Below are 18079 nucleotides of genomic sequence, written 5' to 3'. Positions count from 1 at the left end.
ATCAGACCGTGTGCTAAAGATGTAACCGGTTACAGCGTCATCCGAGGCTTCGCCTCGGGCCGGGGGCTCCGCAACCCGGAACCCCCGAACGCAGCGACAGGAGGTCAGCATGGTCACCGCCCGCGAGGTCGCCCAGCTCTGCGGGGTCTCCGTCGCCACCGTTTCGCGGGTGTTCAACCGCCCTGCCACGGTCAGCGCGCCGACCCGCGAACGCGTCGAGCGCGTGGCCCGCGAGCTCGACTTCTCGCCGAACGAGTCGGCCCGGGCGCTGTCCCGCCGGCAGTCGGCGATGATCGGGCTGGTCTGGGACACCGACCACCGCCGCCCCGGCTGGCGGCACCCGTTCCTCCAGGATCTGTTGCTGGGCCTCAAGTCCGCGTTGAGCTCGCACGGTTACCACCTGCTCCTGCTCGCCACGAGCGACGACGCCCGCGACCGCACTCCCGGCGTGTCGCTGGCCGACCCGATCGCCTACGTCGGCATGACCCGCCGTCACCACCTGGCGGGGCTGGTGCTGATCGACAGCGGATCGGACGCCGAAGCGTTCGGCGCGTTCGCGCAGTCCGGGCTGCCGTGCGTCGCGCTCGACGTCGCCGTTTCGGGGGCGAAAGCCACGTACGTGACCTCGGACAACGCCGCGGGCGCGGCCGAAGCCGTCCGGCACCTCGCCGCGCTCGGGCACGAGCGGATCGCCACGCTCACCGGCCCGCGCGGCAACGCGCCCGCCGCCGCCCGCACCGAGGGCTACCTGCGCGGCCTGGCCGCCGCGGGGCTGCCGGTGCGCGACGACTACGTGGTGGCCGGCGACTTCTACCGCGAAAGCGGGTTCGTCGGGATGCGGCGGCTGCTCGCCCGCAAGGACCCGCCGACGGCGGTGTTCGCCGCCAGCGACGAAATGGCGATCGGCGCCCTGCTCGCCGCCCGCGCGGCCGGGCTGCGGGTGCCGGCCGACCTGGCCGTCGTCGGCTTCGACGACATCGAGGTGGCGGCCCTGGTCGACCCCTCGCTCACGACGGTCGCGCAGGACAAGCCGGGATTCGGCACGGCGGCGGCCGGGGCGCTGCTGGGCATGATCGAGCACGCGGCGGCGCCGGAACCGGTCCTGCTGCCGACCCACCTGATCGTGCGCGACTCGTGCGGCGGCGCTAAGCGGTGATCTTCGCGTCCCAATCGATGTGGTGGGAGTAGAGCCAGCCGCGCTCCGCGCCGACGTCCTGACCGGCGCTCGCCGCCACCAGCTTCTCGACACGCTGACGGCGAAGTCGTTCGTACGCCGCGAAAGCCGACGCCGGGTCCGGGAGATCGCGCAGGCACTGCGCGAGCACCACGCTGTCCTCCAAAGCCATCGACGCGCCCTGCCCCGCGGCCGGGGACGCCGCGTGGGCGGCGTCGCCGGTCAGGACCAGGTGGGGGGTCGACCAGACGCGGGTTTCCGGCACGTCGTAGGCGTGACCGCCGAACACCTCGTCGCCGGTGGCGGCGACGATTTCGGCGCAGGGCAACGGATCTCCGTCGAACGCGGCGTGCGCGAACTCGCGCCAGCCGGCCGGGGTGACCGCGGCGATCTCCTCGCGGGGCCGCTCGGTGTCCGGGATGCGGGCGAACCAGAAGGTGGCGCCCTCCGGGTCGGTGGTGAAGCCGAAGAACGCCCGGCGCCCGCTGATCATCCGGTAGATCCCGGGCGCCGACGGCAACCCGGGAGCGCGCGTGTAGCCGTAGACGACGGTCAGCCCGGTGTAGCGCGGTGCGTCCGCGTCCGGGTCGATCAGCCGGCGGACGACCGAGCGCAGGCCGTCGGCGCCGACGAGGACGTCACCGGTCGCGGTGGTGCCGTCGGCGAACCCGGCCGTGATCCCGTCCGGGCCGGCCTCCGCGCCGGTGAGCCGTTTGCCGCGCTCGAGCGGGACGCCCCGGCGCACGGCCTCGTCCTGCAGGACGCGGTAGAGCGTCGCGCGGGTGAGGGTGCGTGGTCCGTCGAGGCCCTCGGTGTCGAACTCCCGCCGCCCCACGGTCTCCCCCGTGGGCGCGACGAGCTCGACCCCGCAGGCCGCGAAGGACGCGTCGATCACGGGCCGGTCGGCCCCGATCGCGCGCAGGGCGTCCATGCCGTTGTGCATGATCGTGAGGAACGCACCGATGTCGTCCCCGCCGGCGGGGTGGGCTTCGAAGACTCTCGCCTCGTGCCCGGCGAGCTTCAGCGCCATCGCCGTGACCGTGCCCGAAATCCCGCCACCCGCGACCAGTACCCGCACCCCGCGCCCCCCAAGAACCCCGCTGTGAACTCCGCGTGCCGCCGCCCCCGACACTACCGCGACGGCGGCACGCGAACTTCACTCCTTGGCGCCACTGGTGGCGATGTCGCCGTTCAGGCCACGCGGGTAGAACCCGCCCGAGGTCGCCTTGTCCGGGTTCAGGTAGGCGATGTTGAGCACGCGGTCGGCCGAACGCCCGAACGCGATGCCGTTGGCGTCCGTGGGGACGAGGTTCGCCTTGCCGTCCTTCAGCACGCCTTCGTCGTCGTCGGCCTTGCCGTCGAGGCTGTCGCGGGCGTCGGAGATCTTGTTCGTGATGTCGCCGAGGCCGCGTTCGAACAGCTGTGAACGCACGATGCCCGCGTGGTAGGCCTCCACCGCGAGGATGCCGGCCGCCGCGTCGAGGAACGTCTTGTTGTTCACCAGCGGCGCCGCGCCCTTGTAGGCCGACACGCCGACGTCCTCGAACAGGTACGCGGCGAGCAGGAAGTTGTTCTCGCTCGCGAACGGGTCGAACGTCTGGCCTTCCTTGATCACCCCGGCGGCCTGCATGGCCGCGGTGAAGCTGTTCTGGAAGTCGATCTCCGGCTGCGCGACGGCCGCCTTGTCCAGCGCCTTGCGCAGGAAGTTGACGTGTGCGACCTCGTCGCCGGCGATCTCCTGGACGATCTGCTTGGTGTGCTCGCTCTTGAACTTGACCGCGTGCCCACCGGAGACCTTGCCGAGGTTGCCGACGCCGTTGACGTACTTCTCGTTCAGCCCGTACCCGTAGACGGCGAACGAGTACAGGTTCGCCTCCAGGTACTCCAGGTTGAGCGCGAAGTTCAGCACGGCGGCGTCGCTCGCCGCCTCCTTCGCCGCGTCACCTCCCTGCGCTCCGTACTGCGATGTGGCTCCTGCCGAGCCGAGGCCCAGCGACAGAGCCGTGCCGAGCGCGCCGGCGCCCGCGACGCCGAGCCCCGCCGCTCCCGCAGCCTTGAGGAAGCGGCGGCGGTCGGTCGCGTTCTCCGCGCTGCGCTCGATCAGCTGCCGTGTGTAGCGTTTTCCGAACACCGGGGGACGTCCTCTCGTGACAAGTTCGTCCACCTCACCCACCGGTCATACGTACCTGAACGGCCCCCGGCTCGGTCAAAACGGGAAAAAGTTCTTGCTGTTTCTGTTTTCGCAGGTCAGCCGCGTTGGGCGGCGGCAAGCCGGACGCAGACGGCCAGCGCGCGGACGGCCTCTTCGACCTCGGCGAGCTTCGGGAAGGTCGGCGCGATGCGGATGACAGCGTCGGCCGGGTCGTCGCCGTGCGGGTGGGTCGCGCCGGCGGGGGTCAGCGCGACACCGGCCTCCTTCGCCAGCCGCACGACCTCCTTGGCGGTGCCCTCCGGCACGGTCAGCGTCACGAAGTAGCCGCCGGTCGGCTTGGTCCAGGACACCAGGCCGGAGTCACCGAGCTCTTCGGTGAGGATGCGGTCGACGGCCTCGAACTTCGGCCCGATGATCTCGGCGTGCTTGCGCATGTGCGCGCGGACGCCGTCCTCGTCCTTGAGGAAGAGGGCGTGGCGCAGCTGGTTGACCTTGTCCGGGCCGATGGTGCGCTTGCCGATGTTCCCCGTCCACCAGGCGATGTTGGCCTCGGACGCGCCGAAGAACCCGACGCCGGCGCCGGCGAGGGTGATCTTCGAGGTCGAGCCGAACACGAACACGCGGTCGGCGTTCCCGGCCTCGGTGGCCAGCGCGAGGATGTCGGCCAGTTCCGGCTCGGCGTCGGTCAGGTGGTGCACGGCGTACGCGTTGTCCCAGAAGATCCGGAAGTCGGGCGCCGCGGTGGTCATGGTGGCGAGCCGCTTGACGACGTCGTCACTGAACGTGACACCGGTGGGGTTGCTGTACTTCGGCACGCACCAGATGCCCTTGATGCCCGCGTCCTCGGCGACCAGCCGCTCGACGACGGCCATGTCCGGGCCCTCGGCGGTCATCGGGACCGGGATCAGTTCGATGCCGAACCGCTCCGTCAGCGCGAAGTGACGGTCGTAGCCCGGGACGGGGGCGAGGAACGCGACGCGCGGCTCGTCGGCCCAGCGGCGCTCGGCGCCGGGGAGCTTGCTCAGCAGGGCCTGGACGACGGCGTCGTGCATCAGCTCGAGGCTGGAGTTGCCCGCGGCGAGCAGCTGTTCGACGGGTACCTGCAGCGCGCCGGCGAAGACGCGGCGCAGCTCCGGCAGGCCCTTGAGGCCGCCGTAGTTGCGGACGTCGGTGCCGTCCTCGGCCTTGAAGGAGCCGTCGCCGGGGAGGCCCAGCAGCGCGTTCGAGAGGTCGAGCTGCTGCGGGGACGGCTTGCCACGGGTGATGTCGAGGGAGAGGCCGCGGTCGACGAGGGCCGCATAGTCGCTGCGGGCCGTGTCGACGTCGACGGAAGCAGTGGTCATGGCGTCAACGCTAACCCCGGCGTCGATACCATTTCGGGGCGGGTCCTGGCTAGGGTGGTTCGTGTGCATCTCGTCGTCCACGCCGACCAGCGCCAGTTCTCGGTCCGCGATTCCGGGGCCCGGCTGGACGGCAGCGGCTGGGCCGGCGACGCGGTGGAGCACCGGATCGGGGCGGAGGCCGGCGGTATCGCGATCGCCACGGCGCGGTCGGACCTGGTCGAGTCGTCGGTGACGTTGCTGCCCGGACCTCCCGCGGTGGTGGCTTCGGCCGAGCACGTGGTGGAAGCGGATCTTCCGGTGCCGAGCGGAAGACTCGTGATTTCCGGGCCCGCGGACTATCCGTCGCAGGAAAAGTTCTTCGCGGTGCTGCCCGGGCGGTACCGGGCGCGGGTTTCGTACGTGCCCGCCGGACCACCGTCGACCACGTGGAACGAGCACGAGTTCGGGGAGCACTACCGGTACGTGGTGGAGCTGTGGCCGGTTCCGTCGCCTTCGGGGGTCGAAGTGCTCCGCCAGGGCGCCGCGGTCTGGGACGGCTAAAGGGCCGTCAGGGTGGCCAGCTTCCAGCGGCCGTCCACCCGCTTGGCCGTCACCGCCAGCTGGGTCACCGACGACGACGGTGCTCCCCCGCCCTGGGCCACCGTCTGCTGGTCCAGGAACAGCAGCAGGTCGGCGTCGTCGCCGCGCAGGGTGCGGACGCCGATCGCGCGGACCGTCGTCGTGCGGACCAGCTTTTCCGCTACCGCGCGAGTGCGGGCCGACGCGAACTGGGCCTGGTACTGGCGGACCGCGTCGCCGGTCAGGACCTCCGAGGCCGCCCGCTCGGTGCGGGCCAGGTTCGCGTAGTCGTACGAGAACACCGCCTTCACCGCGTCACTCACCTCGGCCGAGACCGACGCGGTCGCGGTGGCGTCGACCAAGGCCGCGTTGTCGCCGGGCGAGAGCGAGGCCGTCTCGATGCCGAACCACACCGCGCAGCCCAGTGCCAGCGCCACCACCGCCGCCAGCACCCGGGTCATGAGCCCGCCGCCTGGACGCCCGCGACCTTCCAGCCGTTCGCGGACCGCTGGAGGTCCACCGTGAGCCGGTTCATCCGCGGGACGGCGGCCGAGCCCGCCGTGCTCACCCGGACGTCCAGCACCGCCAGCAGCCGCGCCGACCCCGCGTCGACGTCGATCTCCGTCACCGCCGCTTGGACCAGCGAGGCGGAAGAAACCGTGCGGGCAGTGCCGGCTCGGTCGATCTGCAGCTGACGGTCGCCCGAAAGGTCCGTCCCGTACTGGCCCGTCGTCGCGGCGATCCATCGGTCGACGTCGGCGCCCGCGCTGCGGTAGTCGATCGTGTTGAGCGTGACCAGTGCCGGCCCGGCCGCGGCGAGCACCGCGTCGCGCTCCCGGCCACGAGCCGCCGAATCATCGGAAGCAGCCCGCCACCAGGTCCAGCCGGAGAACGCCGCCGCCAGCACGGCGAGGACCGCGGCCACCACCAGCGCCCGGAGCTTCACGACCCACCCAGCAGCCGGCCGAGCCCACCCGCCGACGGACCGGTCAGCAGGCTCAGCATCCCCGGAAGCTGCGGCGGAGCCGTCGAAGCCTGCTGCTTCGGCGCGGCCGGGATGGCCGGCGGCTTCCCCGCGTAGGGCGCGTTCTGCGCCCCGCGCACCCCGGTCTGGCTGCCCGGCGGCTCGGCGCAGTAGGCGTTCAGGTTCACCGGCGCTTCGCTGGTGTCGTTCGCGGGACGCTCTTTCGTCCCTTCGTAGCCCTTCGTGCACGAAGCCGGGTCGAAGAAGTTGAGGACCACGCCGAGGTGGCCCGTGCCGTCCGGGGACGTCGACGGCGAGAACGCCGAGATGATCGGGTACGCCACCAGCAGTTCCTCGATCGAGTCCTTGCGGGACGTGGTGATCTGCGCCGTGGTGAGCAGGTTGGCGAACAGCACGCCCAGGTCGGTGCCGGACGCGGCCAGCACGTCGCTGATCTGCCTGCCCAGCTGCGGCGCCTGCGCGATCACCCGGCGCAGGTCCGGATCGGACGTCTTGAGCTGCCCGGCGATCGTGCGGAGCCCGCTCGCGAAGTCGGTGATGTTCGCGGCCTGCCGCTGCTGGGTGTCGAGCACGATCCGCGAGTTCTGCAGGAGTCCCCGCGTCTGCGGGACGTACTGCGCGGCCACCGCGGTCAGCGAGCCCGTGCTGTCGAGCAGCTGCTGCAGCTCCGGTCCGGTGCCCGCGAACGCGTCGTACGTCTCGTCGACCACCGTCCGGAGCGAATCGGGGTGCACGCTCGCGACGAGGTCGTCGAGGTGCGCGAGCACGGTGTCCGGCGACGGCGGCAGCGACGTCCTGTCCACGGTGATCACCGACCCGTCCCGCAGGAACGGGCCGCCGTCGTGCCGCGGGAGGAGGTCGACGAACTGCTCCCCCACCGCGGACCGGTTCGCCACCTGGGCGTGCGCGTCGGCCGGGATGTCCGGCGCGCCGGCGTCGATGTCGAGGGCGACGTCGACGCCGTGCTCGGTGAGCGTCATCGCCGTGACCCGCCCGACCGTGACGCCGCGGTAGGCGACCTCGGAGTTGACGAAGATGCCGCCGGAGTCGGTCAGCTGCGCGGTGACGACGTAGCCGCGGTTGCCGAAGAGCCGGTCCAGCCCGGCGTACCGGCCGCCGGCGTAGACGACCGAAACCACCGCGATGACGACGAACGCGAAGAGCTGGACGCGGATCTTGCGGCTGGTCACCGGCCACCCCCGAGCAGGCCGAGCAGGCCGCCCAGCAGGTTCGGTCCCGCGGCCTGCGGGACCGAACCGAGGTCGGGCAGCGGCAGGGGCGGTGCGACGGGGGCCTGCTGGCCGCCGCCGATGCCCTGAGGCAGCGCGATCGGCGGCTGCGAGGAGTTCGTGAAGTTCCGGATCAGCGTGTCCAGGTCGAGGTTGACGTTCGCCTCGACGTTCGCGTAGTCGCCCTTGATCACGTTGCCCGCGTAGTCGGGGAACGGGTAGGTGAGCAGGATCCGCAGCGCGGTGGGCAGGTTCTGCCCGGCTTCGCCGAGCTTGGTCAGCGTCGGCTGCAGTGCCTTGAGGTTCGCGACGAGCTGGTCACGGCTCCGGGTCACGGTGTCGACCGCGACGCCGGACAGCGTGTTCAGCGCGTTCAGCATGCTCACGAGCTGGTCGCGCTGGTCGGTGACGACCTTCAGGCCGGGCGCGAGGTGGTCGAGCGCGTTCGTCAGGTTCTGCGTCTGGCCGGTCAGTGTCTTCGACAGCTTGCCGAGCCCGTCGATGGCGCGCAGGATCTCGGTCTTGTGCCCGTCGAGCTGCGTGGCCAGTTCGTCCACCCGGGACAGCAGGGCGCGGATCTCCGGTTCGTTGCCGGACAGTGCGTCGTTGAGCTCGTGGCTGATCTTCTGGATCTGCTCGACGCCGCCGCCGTTGAGCAGCAGCGAAAGCGCGCCGAGCACCTCCTCGACCTCGGGGTTGCGGTTGGTGCGCCCGAGCGGGATCTGCCCGCCGTCGCCCAGTTTCCCGGTGGCCGGCTCGGCCGTGGGCACGCTCAGCTCGACGAACTTCTCGCCCAGGAGACTGGACTGCTTCAGTTCGGCGCGGGCGTTGGCGGGCAGCGCGATGTCGCCGTCGACGGTCATCGCCACCAGCGCCGAGCGGGTGTCCGGCGTCAGCGTGATTTTGTCGACCCGCCCGACCGCCACGTCGTTGACCTTGACGCTCGACTGCGGCACCAGGTCGAGCACGTCGGTGAACAGCGCGGTGACGCGGTACGGGTGGTCGCCGACGTCGGCGCCGCCCGGCAGCGGCGTGCCGTAGAGGCCGTTGAACCCGCCGTCGCTGCAGCCCGCCAGCACGAGCACGCCGGCCAGCGCGCCGGCGATCCGCTGCCGCCGGTTCACTTGGCACCGCCCGAAAGCTGTTCCATCACGTCGACGAGCGGGAGCGGCAACGGCGGGAGCTGGCCGGTCTGCAGGGAGTTGAGCACCTGCGAGATCGACGGCAGCTTCAGCGCGCCGTCCAGGACCGGGGCGAGCTGCTTGCAGATGTCGCCCAGCGCGTCCGGGACTTCCTTGGGGGTGAACGAGCTGATCAGCCGGCACACGGTGAGGATCGGCGGGTGGGTGAGCTCGTTGAGGTTGTCGCGGACGGCGATCGTGCCCGACGCCGCGTCGTAGGAGTTGATGAAGTTGGTCGCGCCGGTCGGCGCGATGTCGAGCACCTCGGCGAGCGCGGCGCGCTGGTCGACCAGGACCTTCGACAGCGACGCCAGCTTGTCCACATTGGACTCCAGGGCGGCCTTGTTGTCGTTGACGAACTGCTGGACGTCGCCGAGCGCGCCCCCGAGCGACCGCAGCGCGGCCCCGACTTCGGACGAATCCGCGGCGAGGAACCGGCTGACGTCGGCGACGCGCCCGTAGAACTCGTCGAGCTGCTGGTCGCTCTGGGCCAGCGTGCCGGTGAACGAGTTGAGGTTCTCCACCGTCGAGAACAGGTCGTCCTTCGAGCCGTCGAGGGTCTTGGCGAGGTCGGCGAGCCGCCCGACCGTCGAGTTCAGCGAAGCGCCGTTGCCCGTCAGGGTCTTCGCGGCGGTGTCCAGGACACCGGACAGCGCGCCGTTCTTGTTGGCGCCGTTCGGGCCGAGCGCCGTGGACAGCTTGTCCAGGCTCGAGTAGAGGTCGTCCAGCTCCACCGGCGTGGCCGTGCGCTCGCGCGGCAGCACCGTGCCGGTGGCCAGGACCGGCCCGCTGTCGTAGGCCGGGGTGAGCTGGACGTACCGGTCGCTGACCAGACTCGGCGCGACGACGACCGCGCCGACGTCGGCCGGCAGCGAGACGTCGACCCGCATGTCCACGCGGACCGCGTCACCCTGTGGCGTGACGTCGGTGACCTCGCCGACCGGCACGCCGAGCACCCGCACCGACGAACCGGCGTACAGCCCGACGGTCTTGCCGAAGTACGCCGAAAGCTTGGTGCCGGCGGATTCCCGGAAGACCAGGTACAGCCCGGCGGCGACGACCAGGGCGGCGACGCAGGCGAACGCCAGCCACGTCACCAGGGTGCGCCCGCGGTAGGTCCGGATGGTCATCGGCCGCCCACCCCCTGGTTCGGCGCCGCGATCGGCGGGGTGCAGCCTTCGGGGTTGATGGTCAGCCCGGCCGCGGTGATCGTCGGCGGCAGCAGCCCGCACAGGTAGCCCTCGAACCAGCGGCCGTTGCCGGTGGCGTTCGCGCCGACCCGGGCGAACGGCGCCATCAGCCGCAGGCTCTTGTCGAGGTTCCCCTGGTTGCGGTGCAGGATGTCGGTCACCTTCCCGAGCTTGTCCAGCGTCGGCTTCAGCTGGGCGCGGTTGTCCGCGACGAGCCCGGTCAGCTGCTGCGACAGCTGCTGGGTGCCGGTGAGCAGCGCGTGGATCGCGGCCCTGCGGTTCTGCAGTTCGGTGAGCAGCAGGTTGCCGTCGCTGATCACGCGCTGGAGCTGGGCGTTGCGGTCCGACAGCGTCTTGGACACCTGGCTGGTGTTGGCCAGCAGCGCGTGCAGGTCGGCGTCGCGGGAGGACACGGTTTTGGCCAGCGACGACAACCCGGTCAGCGTGTCCTTCAGGTACTGCGGGCTGTCCTTGAGGCTGTCGGACAGGGCGTTGAAGCTGTCCGCCAGCTGAGTCGTGTCGATGTCGCCGACCGTCGTCGACAGCTGTTCGAAGGCGTCCTGCAGCTGGAACGGCGTGCGCGTGCGGGCCTGCGGAATGGTCGAGTTCGGTTCCTGCGCGCCGCCGCCCTTCGGATCGAGCGCCAGGTACTTCTCCCCCAGCAGCGTCTTGATTTCGATCGACGCCGTGGTCGCGTCGCCGACCCGGACGTCCTTGACCCGAAAGCGAACGAGCACCTGTTTGCCGGCCAGCTTCACGGACGACACCGTGCCGACCTTGACGCCGGCGACCTCGACCTCGTTGTCCGCCGCCAGCCCGGCGGACTCGCCGAAGTACGCCGAATACGTCGTGCCGTTGCCGAAGAACGGGAGCTGGTCGGAGAAGTACGTCGTGGCCGTGACGAGCACGATCAGCACGAGCGCGACCGCGCCGACCGCGGCCTGGTTGCGATCCTTCAGCGGCTTCCATGTCCTCTGGGGCCTAGCCCCAGACCCCGGCCGGGGGGCAAGCCCCCCTGGACCCCCCAACCGACTCATGGGCCACACCTTTCCGCGCGCTGAGTGCCGGGAATGGGAATGATCGGCAGCGTGATGTCGAGCGAGGAAATGCCGATGGTGCCGGTGATCCCGCACAGGTAGTAGTTGAACCAGCTGCCGTAGCTCAGGGTCCGGGTGAACTTCTGCAGGTTGCCCGGCAGCACCTCGAGCAGGTGGTTGAGCAGCACGCCCGAGTCGCCGAGGTTCTGCGACAGCACGCCGAGCTGGGCGATGTCGTCCTTCAGCGCCGGGCGCGCGTCGGCCAGCAGCCCGGTGGTCGACACGGCGAGGTCGCCGAGCGCGCTGACCGCGTCGCCGATCGGCTTGCGCTGCTCGGCCAGGCCGCTGACCAGCTTCTGGGTCTGTTCGATGAGGTCGCCGAGCTGCGGGCCGCGGGCGTTGACCGTGCCGAGCACGGTGTTGAGGTTGGCGATCACCTGGCCGATCACCTGGTCCTTGCTCGCGATCGCCGTGGTGAGCGACGCGGTGTGCCGCAGCAGGCTGGTGATCGTGCCGCCCTCGCCCTGGAACACACTGATGATCTCCGCGGAGAGCTGGTTGACGTCCTTCGGGCTCAACGCCTTGAACAGCGGCTTGAAGCCGTTGAACAGCACGGTGAGGTTCAACGCGGGCTTGGTGCGCTCGGGCGGGATCGTGCCGCCGTCGGGCAGCGCGCGGTCGCCCGGGACGTCGGTGCCGAGCGCGAGGTAGCGCTGCCCGACGAGGTTGCGGTACTTGATCGTCGCGGTCACCGTCTCCGGCAGCCGGTAGGCGTGCTCGACGTCGAACCGCACCTCGGCGAGGTTCCGCTCGCCTTCGACCACCGCGATCGTGTCGACCTGGCCGACCTTGACGCCGGCGATGCGGACGTCGTCGCCCTCCTTGAGCCCGGACGCGTCGGTGAACTTCGCCAGGTAGCCCGAGGTTTCGCCGAAGTTCGTGTTCGCGATGGTGGCCGCCAGGATCCCGGTGAGCAGCACGGTGACGACGGCGAACACCGCCAGCTTCACCAGTGACGGAACGAAAGTCCTCACTTGAGCTCCACCTCCGCTCCGCGGTAGAGCGGCCCGACGAGCAGGCCCGCCCAGCCGGGCACCTGGTCCGGCCGGGCGCCCAGCGCCGGCGACGCGAGCAGGGCGATCAGGTCCGACTCGTCGGCCGAGCCGACGATGGTGCCGGACCCGCCGATCGCGCTGCCGCCGGCCGTGATCGGGCCGGGGAGGCTGCCGTCCGGGACCTTCGGCGGCGCGGGCTTGCTGGAGCCGTCCTCGATCGGGCCGTCGGGCGGGTACTGCGGCCACACCCCGGGGTGCGGGACGCTCGGGTAGCAGCGCGGCCCGCGCTTGTCCTCGTACTTCGGCTCGTCGACGCCGGGCAGGTACTTGCCACGGCTGGCGGCGAACTCGATGGTGACCCGGCTGACCTCCGGGTGCGCGGTGCCCTTGCCGAACGCCAGCTCCGCCCGCGGCACGGACTCGGCCAGCTGCCGCATCAGGCAGGGGTACTCGGGCGCGTACTTGGCGAGCACGTCCAGCGTCGGCTGGATCGCCGTGGTGAGCCGGATCAGGTTGTCCTTGTTGACCTGCAGGAAGCTCGTGAGGTCCACCGACGCCGCGGTCACCGTGGCGTAGAGATCGCTCAGCTGCGCGCGCTGGTCGACGATCGTCCGGCTCGTGGTGGTCAGGTCCGACAGCGCCTGCAGCAGATCCGGCGCGGCCTTGTCGTAGGTGTTCGCGACGTTCGCCAGGCCGGTGATGTCGGCCTTGATGTCCGGCAGCGACGGGTTCAGCTCGCCGAGGTAGTCCGACAGCTGCGCGAGGGTCTGGCCGAGCTGCTTGCCGCGGCCGTCGAGCGCGGTGGCCACCGCGGTGAGCGTGCTCGACAGTTTTTCCGGCTGCACCGCCTGCAGCAGCGGCATCACGTCGTCGAGCACCTTCTGCAGCTCGATCGCGGCGCTTGTGCGGTCCTGCGGGATGACGTCGCCCGCCTCGATCGGCCGGTCCTTCTTGTCCGGCAGCTGCAGAGCGACATACCGCTCGCCGAAGAGTGTCTTCGGCAGCAGCCGCGCGGAGACGTTCTTCGGGATGACGTTGGTCTTGTCCGGGTCGAGGGCCAGCTCCAACTCGGCGTGGTCGCCCTTCGCCAGCACGGACCGGACTTCGCCGACGATCATGCCGCGGACCTTGACGTCGCCGCCGGTGCGCAGCTGGCTGCCGACGCGGTCGGTTTCGAGTTTCACGAGCGTCACCGGCGTGAAGGCCTTGTTGTAGACGGCCAGCGTGGACGCGATGAACAGCGCGGCGACGAGCAGGAAAGCCAGCCCCAGTACCTGGTACCGGAGCCGCTGCCAGAGCTCACGCCTCATCCGGAAATCCTCACCGTGGTGTTCGCCCCCCAGATCGCCAGGCTGAGGAAGAAGTCGAGCACGGAAATCAGCACGATCGACGTCCGCACCGCGCGGCCCACCGCGACGCCGACCCCGGCCGGACCGCCGCTCGCGTGGTAGCCGTAATAACAATGGGACAGGATCACGAGCACGCTGAACACGATCACCTTCCCGAACGACCACAGGACGTCGCCGGGTGGCAGGAACAGCGTGAAGTAGTGGTCGTAGGTGCCCGCGGACTGGCCGTAGAGCCAGATGGTGATCTGGCGGGACGCGAGGTAGCTCGAGAGCAGACCGACCGCGTACAGCGGGATCACCGCCGCGACCCCGGCCAGCACCCGGGTCGTCACCAGGTACGGCATGCTCGGCACACCCATCACGTCGAGGGCGTCGATCTCCTCGGAGATCCGCATCGCGCCGAGCTGGGCGGTGAAGCCGCAGCCGACGGTCGCGCTCAGGGCGAGTCCCGCCGAGAGCGGCGCGACCTCGCGCGTGTTGAAGTAGGCGGAGATGAAGCCGGTGAGCGCGGCCGTGCCGAGCTGGTTCAGCGCGGAATAGCCCTGCAGGCCGACGATGAGGCCGGTGAACATCGTCATCCCGATCATCACGCCGAGCGTCCCGCCGATCACCGCGAGCCCGCCGGTGCCGAAGCAGACTTCGGTGAGCAGCCGCAGCGTTTCCCGGCTGTAGCGCCGGATCGTGCGCGGCGACCAAGCGAGCGCTTTCGCGGCGAACGCGAGCTGCTTGCCGAGGCCTTCCAGGCTCTGCCCGGGACGCGCGAGGTACTCGAGCGTCCGGTCGTGGTCGAGGGGTTCCGCCGTCATCACATGGCCTTCGGCGGGACGATCCGCAGGTAGATCGCGGTGAGCACGACGTTGATCAGGAACAGCAGCAGGAACGTGATCACGACGGCCTGGTTGACGGCGTCGCCGACGCCTTTCGGCCCGCCCGCCGGGTTCAGCCCGCGGAACGCCGCGACGACGCCGGCGACGAAGCCGTACAGCAGCGCCTTGATCTCGCTGACCCAGAGGTCCGGCACCTGGGCCAGCGCGTTGAAGCTGGCCAGGTACGCGCCGGGCGTGCCGCCCTGCAGGACGACGTTGAAGAAGTACCCGCCGAGCACGCCGACCACGCTGACCAAGCCGTTGAGCAGCACCGAAACCACCATCGCGGCGAGCACCCGCGGCACGATGAGGCGCTGGATCGGGTTGACGCCGAGGACTTCCATGGCGTCGATCTCTTCGCGGATCTTGCGCGCGCCGATGTCCGCGCACACCGCGCTGCCGCCGGCGCCCGCGACCAGCAGCGCGGTGATCAGCGGGCTGGCCTGCTGCACGATGGCGAGCGCGCTGGCCGCGCCGGTGAACGACTGGGCGCCGATCTGCGCGGTCAGCGAACCGAGCTGCAGCGCGATCACCGCGCCGAACGGGATGGCCACCAGCGCGGTCGGCAGAATGGTGACGCTGGCGAAGAACCAGCACTGCTGGATCCACTCGCGGGTCTGGAAGGGGCGCTTGAAGATCGCGCGCAGGACCTCCCACGAAAGCGTCGCGAGCCGGCCGACCTGCGTCAGGGCCGCGGTTCCCGGGAGCGTGCCGGTGTTGCCGCCCATCGCACCTCCCAGTAAGTCGTCATTGACCTCCGAGTCTTCTCCACACCCGGTTCCCGCTTTTGGTTAGCGGTGTTTACTCAAGCTCCTTCAGAAGTTGAGGGCGTGGGTCGCGGTCGCCCCGCCGTCGGCCACGAACTCCGCTCCCGTGCAGTACGAGCTTTCGTCGCTGGCCAGGAACAACACCAGCTTGGCGACGTCCTCGGGCTGCCCGACCCGCCGGAGGGCGACCTTTTTCCCGACATACGACATGTCGACTTTCTGCCCGCCCGCCGCGGTCTCGACCATCTTGGTGTCGATCGCGCCGGGGTGCACCGAGTTGACGCGGATGTGCTTCTTGCCGAGCTCCATCGCGGCGACCTTGGTCATGCCGCGGATCGCGAACTTGCTCGCGGTGTAGGCGACGAGGTACGGCATCCCGGCCAGACCCTCCACAGAGGACACGTTGACGATGGAGCCACCGCCGGCGGCGGTCATCGGTTCAACGACCGAACGCATCCCGAGAAACGCCCCGATCTGGTTCACCCGGATGACCCGCTCGTAGTCGGCGAGCGTCGTCTTGCCGAGCTCGGAGAAGTGCAGGATCCCGGCGTTGTTGACCAGCACGTTCGGCGCGCCGAACTCGGTGGTCACCCGCTCGACCGCGGCCGCCCAGCCGTCCTCGTCGCCGACGTCGAGGTGCTGGTAGACGGCGTTCTCGCCGAGATCGGCGGCGAGCTGCTTGCCCTCGGTGTCGAGGATGTCGGCGATCACCACCCGCGCGCCCTCGGCGACGAAGGCCCGTGCGGCCGCCTCGCCCTGTCCGCGCGCCGCGCCGGTGATCAGCGCGATCTTCCCGTCCAGCCTCACGTTTCCTCCAGGATCTCGGGGGTGGCGAACATCCGGCCGGGGTCGCGCCCGGCGAAGAACGCGCTGACCGACGTTTCGAGCTCGTCGAGACGCCAGCGCCGCTCGACCCGGGGTGGTTCGACCAGCGCGACCGTGCCGCCGTGCACGACGAACACCTGGCCGTTGACGTGCTCGGCCGCCGGCGAGGCGAGGTAGGCGACGAACGGGGCGACGTGCTCGACCGAGAGCGGATCGGCGCCGTCGGCAGGGGCGGCGCCGAACACGCCCTCGGTCATCGCCGTCCGCGCGCGCGGGCAGATCGCGTTCGCGCGGACGCCGTACTTGGCCAGGCCGCGGGCGGCCGACATCGTGAGCGCGGTGATGCCCGCCTTCGCCGCGGCGTAGTTGGGCTGGCCGGGCGAACCCAGGAGGAACGCCTCCGACGCCGTGTTCACGAGCCGCCCGTACACCGGCGCGCCCGCCGCCTTGGACCTGTCGCGCCAGTGCTTCGCGGCGTTGCGGGACAACAGGAAGTGCCCGCGCAGGTGGACCCGGACGACGGTGTCCCAGTCGTCGTCGGACATCGAGAACAGCATCCGGTCGCGGACCACGCCCGCGTTGTTGACCACGATGTCGAGCCCGCCGAGGTCGAGGGCGGCGCTCACGAGCGCGTCGGCGGTGGCCCGCTCCCCGACGTCCCCGGCGACCGCGACCGCCTTGCCGCCGGCCGCTTCGATCTCACCGACGACGTCCTTGGCTTCGGTGATGTCGTTGACGACGACCGTGGCGCCTCGCGCGGCCAAGGCGAGCGCTTCGGCCCGTCCCAGCCCCGCGCCGGCGCCCGTGACGATCGCTGTCCTGCCGGTCAGGGTCACCGCTAGGCCTCCTCGTCGAGTCCTGGATCTCGCGCCTACAGTAGAATCTGTTCTCGTTCAGATCAAGCCTTTGGGTGAACGGCGCTAACCAGTGACGAACAGGGCGTTCTTCGGGCATCCCTTGATCGCATCAGAAACACGTTCTACCTGGTCGTTCGGCACCGGGCCCGGTTGGATGACGAGTTCTTCGTCGTCGTCGAGGTCGAAGACGTCCGGCGCGAATCCCACGCACACCGCGTTCGCCTCGCAGAGCGAACGATCGACGCCGATCTCCATGCTTCCTCCGCCGCGTGAGTACTGGTACAACTAGAACAGGTTCTAGTGTAACGCCGGATCGAGGTGACGGGTGCGGATCGACTACACGCCGGAGCAGCGCGCGCTGGCCGCGGAGCTTCGGGAGTACTTCGCCGAGCTGATGACGCCCGACCGGCGGGAAGGCCTCCGGTCGGGCGGCGGCGAGTACGGCGATGGCCTGGCGTACAAGGAAATCGTCCGGCAGCTGGGCAAGGACGGCTGGCTCGCGCTGGGCTGGCCGCGCGAGTACGGCGGGCAGGGCAGGCCGATGCTCGACCAGCTCGTCTTCACCGACGAGGCGGCCGTCGCCGGGGTGCCGGTCCCCTTCCTCACCGTCAACACCGTCGGGCCCACGATCATGCGTTACGGCACCGACGAGCAGAAGGCGTTCTACCTGCCGAAGATCGCCGCCGGCGAGCTGCACTTCTCGATCGGCTACTCCGAGCCGGAGGCCGGCACCGACCTCGCGTCGCTGCGGACGCGGGCCGAGCGCGACGGCGACGAGTACGTCGTCACCGGCCAGAAGATGTGGACCAGCCTGATCGAGTACGCCGACTACGTCTGGCTCGCGGTCCGGACCGACCCGGCGGCGAAGAAGCACCGGGGCCTGTCGATCCTCGTCGTGCCGACGTCGTCGCCCGGGTTCTCGTGGACCAAGGTGCACACCGTGGCCGGCGCCGGCACCAGCGCGACCTACTACGACAGCGTGCGGGTGCCGGTGTCGGCGCGCGTCGCCGAGGAGAACGCGGGCTGGCCGCTGATCACCAACCAGCTCAACCACGAGCGTGTCGCGCTGACGTCGGCGGCACCGGTCCGCAAGGCACTGGCCGACGTGCTGGACTGGGCGAAGCGCACGAAACAGCCGGACGGCCGCCGCGTGATCGACACCGAATGGGTGCGGCTGCACCTGGCGCGGGTGCACGCGGGCGCGGAGTACCTGAAGCTGCGGAACTGGCGGATCGCGTGGGCGGCCGTGGCGAGCGAGCTCGGCCCGGCCGAGGCGTCGGCGACGAAGGTGTACGGCACGGAGTTCGTGATCGAGGCCTACCGGCTGCTGATGGAGGTGCTCGGCGCGGCGGCCGTCGTCCGCGAGGGCTCACCGGGCGCGCTGCTGGCCGGGCGGATCGAACGGCTGCACCGATCGGCGCTGATCCTCACCTTCGGCGGCGGCACCAACGAGATCCAGCGGGACATGATCGCCGCCACCGCCCTCGGCCTGCCCGTCACGCGCTAGGAGC

The 18079-nt window shown here is 70.5% G+C and carries 19 protein-coding genes; 3 read left to right on the top strand and 16 right to left on the bottom strand.

All coding sequences use genetic code 11. The annotated features are described in order from the left end of the window. Positions 1-109 precede the first annotated feature (109 nt). Complete coding sequence (locus AB0M82_RS18865) at positions 110-1156, top strand: LacI family DNA-binding transcriptional regulator (RefSeq protein ID WP_364723111.1); 1047 nt, start codon at positions 110-112, stop codon at positions 1154-1156. On the opposite strand, the gene AB0M82_RS18860 is transcribed toward AB0M82_RS18865, so the two are convergent. The 3 genes from AB0M82_RS18860 to AB0M82_RS18850 all read right to left on the bottom strand — a co-directional run bounded on the left by AB0M82_RS18860 (position 1146) and on the right by AB0M82_RS18850 (position 4669). Next, positions 1146-2252, bottom strand: a complete 1107-nt coding sequence (locus AB0M82_RS18860; RefSeq protein WP_364723108.1) for an FAD-dependent monooxygenase — start codon at positions 2250-2252, stop codon at positions 1146-1148. The two genes, AB0M82_RS18865 and AB0M82_RS18860, sit on opposite strands and share 11 nt — an antisense overlap. A gap of 78 nt (positions 2253-2330) precedes the next feature. Continuing rightward, positions 2331-3305, bottom strand: coding sequence for a ferritin-like domain-containing protein (locus AB0M82_RS18855; protein ID WP_364723106.1), 975 nt, complete (start codon positions 3303-3305; stop codon positions 2331-2333). Positions 3306-3421: 116 nt separating this feature from the next. Further along, entirely contained in the window at positions 3422-4669 is a 1248-nt protein-coding gene (locus tag AB0M82_RS18850) for an aminotransferase class I/II-fold pyridoxal phosphate-dependent enzyme (protein ID WP_364723104.1), read from the bottom strand. Between the two features lie 63 nt (positions 4670-4732). Here AB0M82_RS18850 and AB0M82_RS18845 point away from each other — a divergent pair, with 63 nt between their 5' ends. Next, positions 4733-5209 (top strand): hypothetical protein, encoded by a 477-nt coding sequence (locus AB0M82_RS18845; protein WP_364723103.1) that lies wholly within the window; start codon positions 4733-4735, stop codon positions 5207-5209. Here the strand turns inward: AB0M82_RS18845 and AB0M82_RS18840 are convergent. The 13 genes from AB0M82_RS18840 to AB0M82_RS18780 all read right to left on the bottom strand — a co-directional run bounded on the left by AB0M82_RS18840 (position 5206) and on the right by AB0M82_RS18780 (position 16823). Next, positions 5206-5688 carry a hypothetical protein gene (locus tag AB0M82_RS18840; RefSeq protein ID WP_364723101.1) on the bottom strand — a complete coding sequence of 161 codons (483 nt, stop codon included), beginning with the start codon at positions 5686-5688 and terminating at the stop codon, positions 5206-5208. The genes AB0M82_RS18845 and AB0M82_RS18840 overlap by 4 nt on opposite strands. Next, positions 5685-6173 (bottom strand): hypothetical protein, encoded by a 489-nt coding sequence (locus tag AB0M82_RS18835; protein ID WP_364723099.1) that lies wholly within the window; start codon positions 6171-6173, stop codon positions 5685-5687. Before AB0M82_RS18835 ends, AB0M82_RS18840 begins: the two co-directional genes overlap by 4 nt. Further along, the gene (locus AB0M82_RS18830) at positions 6170-7402 is read right to left on the bottom strand and encodes an MCE family protein (protein WP_364723097.1); all 1233 of its coding nucleotides are present in this window, start codon (positions 7400-7402) and stop codon (positions 6170-6172) included. Before AB0M82_RS18830 ends, AB0M82_RS18835 begins: the two co-directional genes overlap by 4 nt. Further along, positions 7399-8565, bottom strand: a complete 1167-nt coding sequence (locus tag AB0M82_RS18825; protein WP_364723095.1) for an MCE family protein — start codon at positions 8563-8565, stop codon at positions 7399-7401. The genes AB0M82_RS18830 and AB0M82_RS18825 overlap by 4 nt, the downstream gene beginning before the upstream one ends. After that, entirely contained in the window at positions 8562-9752 is a 1191-nt protein-coding gene (locus AB0M82_RS18820) for an MCE family protein (RefSeq protein ID WP_364723093.1), read from the bottom strand. Before AB0M82_RS18820 ends, AB0M82_RS18825 begins: the two co-directional genes overlap by 4 nt. After that, positions 9749-10729 (bottom strand): MCE family protein, encoded by a 981-nt coding sequence (locus AB0M82_RS18815; protein WP_364723091.1) that lies wholly within the window; start codon positions 10727-10729, stop codon positions 9749-9751. Before AB0M82_RS18815 ends, AB0M82_RS18820 begins: the two co-directional genes overlap by 4 nt. Before the next feature lie 116 nt (positions 10730-10845). Continuing rightward, on the bottom strand, positions 10846-11883 hold the full coding sequence (locus AB0M82_RS18810; RefSeq protein WP_364723089.1) for an MlaD family protein: 1038 nt from the start codon (positions 11881-11883) through the stop codon (positions 10846-10848). Next, a complete protein-coding gene (locus AB0M82_RS18805; RefSeq protein ID WP_364723087.1) occupies positions 11880-13214 on the bottom strand; it encodes an MCE family protein in 1335 nt (444 codons plus the stop codon). Before AB0M82_RS18805 ends, AB0M82_RS18810 begins: the two co-directional genes overlap by 4 nt. Further along, on the bottom strand, positions 13211-14059 hold the full coding sequence (locus tag AB0M82_RS18800; RefSeq protein ID WP_364723085.1) for an ABC transporter permease: 849 nt from the start codon (positions 14057-14059) through the stop codon (positions 13211-13213). The genes AB0M82_RS18805 and AB0M82_RS18800 overlap by 4 nt, the downstream gene beginning before the upstream one ends. Continuing rightward, positions 14059-14847 (bottom strand): ABC transporter permease, encoded by a 789-nt coding sequence (locus tag AB0M82_RS18795; protein ID WP_364723083.1) that lies wholly within the window; start codon positions 14845-14847, stop codon positions 14059-14061. Before AB0M82_RS18795 ends, AB0M82_RS18800 begins: the two co-directional genes overlap by 1 nt. Before the next feature lie 87 nt (positions 14848-14934). Next, on the bottom strand, positions 14935-15693 hold the full coding sequence (locus tag AB0M82_RS18790) for a glucose 1-dehydrogenase (protein ID WP_364723081.1): 759 nt from the start codon (positions 15691-15693) through the stop codon (positions 14935-14937). Next, positions 15690-16547, bottom strand: coding sequence for a 3-oxoacyl-ACP reductase (locus AB0M82_RS18785; protein WP_364723079.1), 858 nt, complete (start codon positions 16545-16547; stop codon positions 15690-15692). Before AB0M82_RS18785 ends, AB0M82_RS18790 begins: the two co-directional genes overlap by 4 nt. A gap of 84 nt (positions 16548-16631) precedes the next feature. Further along, positions 16632-16823 (bottom strand): ferredoxin, encoded by a 192-nt coding sequence (locus tag AB0M82_RS18780; protein WP_364723077.1) that lies wholly within the window; start codon positions 16821-16823, stop codon positions 16632-16634. A 70-nt stretch (positions 16824-16893) separates the two neighbouring features. Here AB0M82_RS18780 and AB0M82_RS18775 point away from each other — a divergent pair, with 70 nt between their 5' ends. Next, positions 16894-18075, top strand: a complete 1182-nt coding sequence (locus AB0M82_RS18775; RefSeq protein ID WP_364723075.1) for an acyl-CoA dehydrogenase family protein — start codon at positions 16894-16896, stop codon at positions 18073-18075. Positions 18076-18079: the final 4 nt, after the last annotated feature.

The sequence above is a fragment of the Amycolatopsis sp. NPDC051128 genome (assembly GCF_040682715.1).
Lineage (GTDB): Bacteria > Actinomycetota > Actinomycetes > Mycobacteriales > Pseudonocardiaceae > Amycolatopsis.
Note: the sequence above shows the minus strand (reverse complement) of the source record. Positions and strands in the feature narration are given on the sequence as shown.

What these genes read in the sequence shown, in the direction of transcription:
- AB0M82_RS18820 (WP_364723093.1), bottom strand. Translation starts at nt 9,752, where the DNA reads ATGACCATCCGGACCTACCGCGGGCGCACCCTGGTGACGTGGCTGGCG.
- AB0M82_RS18840 (WP_364723101.1), bottom strand. Translation starts at nt 5,688, where the DNA reads ATGACCCGGGTGCTGGCGGCGGTGGTGGCGCTGGCACTGGGCTGCGCG.
- AB0M82_RS18780 (WP_364723077.1), bottom strand. Translation starts at nt 16,823, where the DNA reads ATGGAGATCGGCGTCGATCGTTCGCTCTGCGAGGCGAACGCGGTGTGC.
- AB0M82_RS18795 (WP_364723083.1), bottom strand. Translation starts at nt 14,847, where the DNA reads ATGGGCGGCAACACCGGCACGCTCCCGGGAACCGCGGCCCTGACGCAG.
- AB0M82_RS18805 (WP_364723087.1), bottom strand. Translation starts at nt 13,214, where the DNA reads ATGAGGCGTGAGCTCTGGCAGCGGCTCCGGTACCAGGTACTGGGGCTG.
- AB0M82_RS18800 (WP_364723085.1), bottom strand. Translation starts at nt 14,059, where the DNA reads ATGACGGCGGAACCCCTCGACCACGACCGGACGCTCGAGTACCTCGCG.
- AB0M82_RS18865 (WP_364723111.1), top strand. Translation starts at nt 110, where the DNA reads ATGGTCACCGCCCGCGAGGTCGCCCAGCTCTGCGGGGTCTCCGTCGCC.
- AB0M82_RS18850 (WP_364723104.1), bottom strand. Translation starts at nt 4,669, where the DNA reads ATGACCACTGCTTCCGTCGACGTCGACACGGCCCGCAGCGACTATGCG.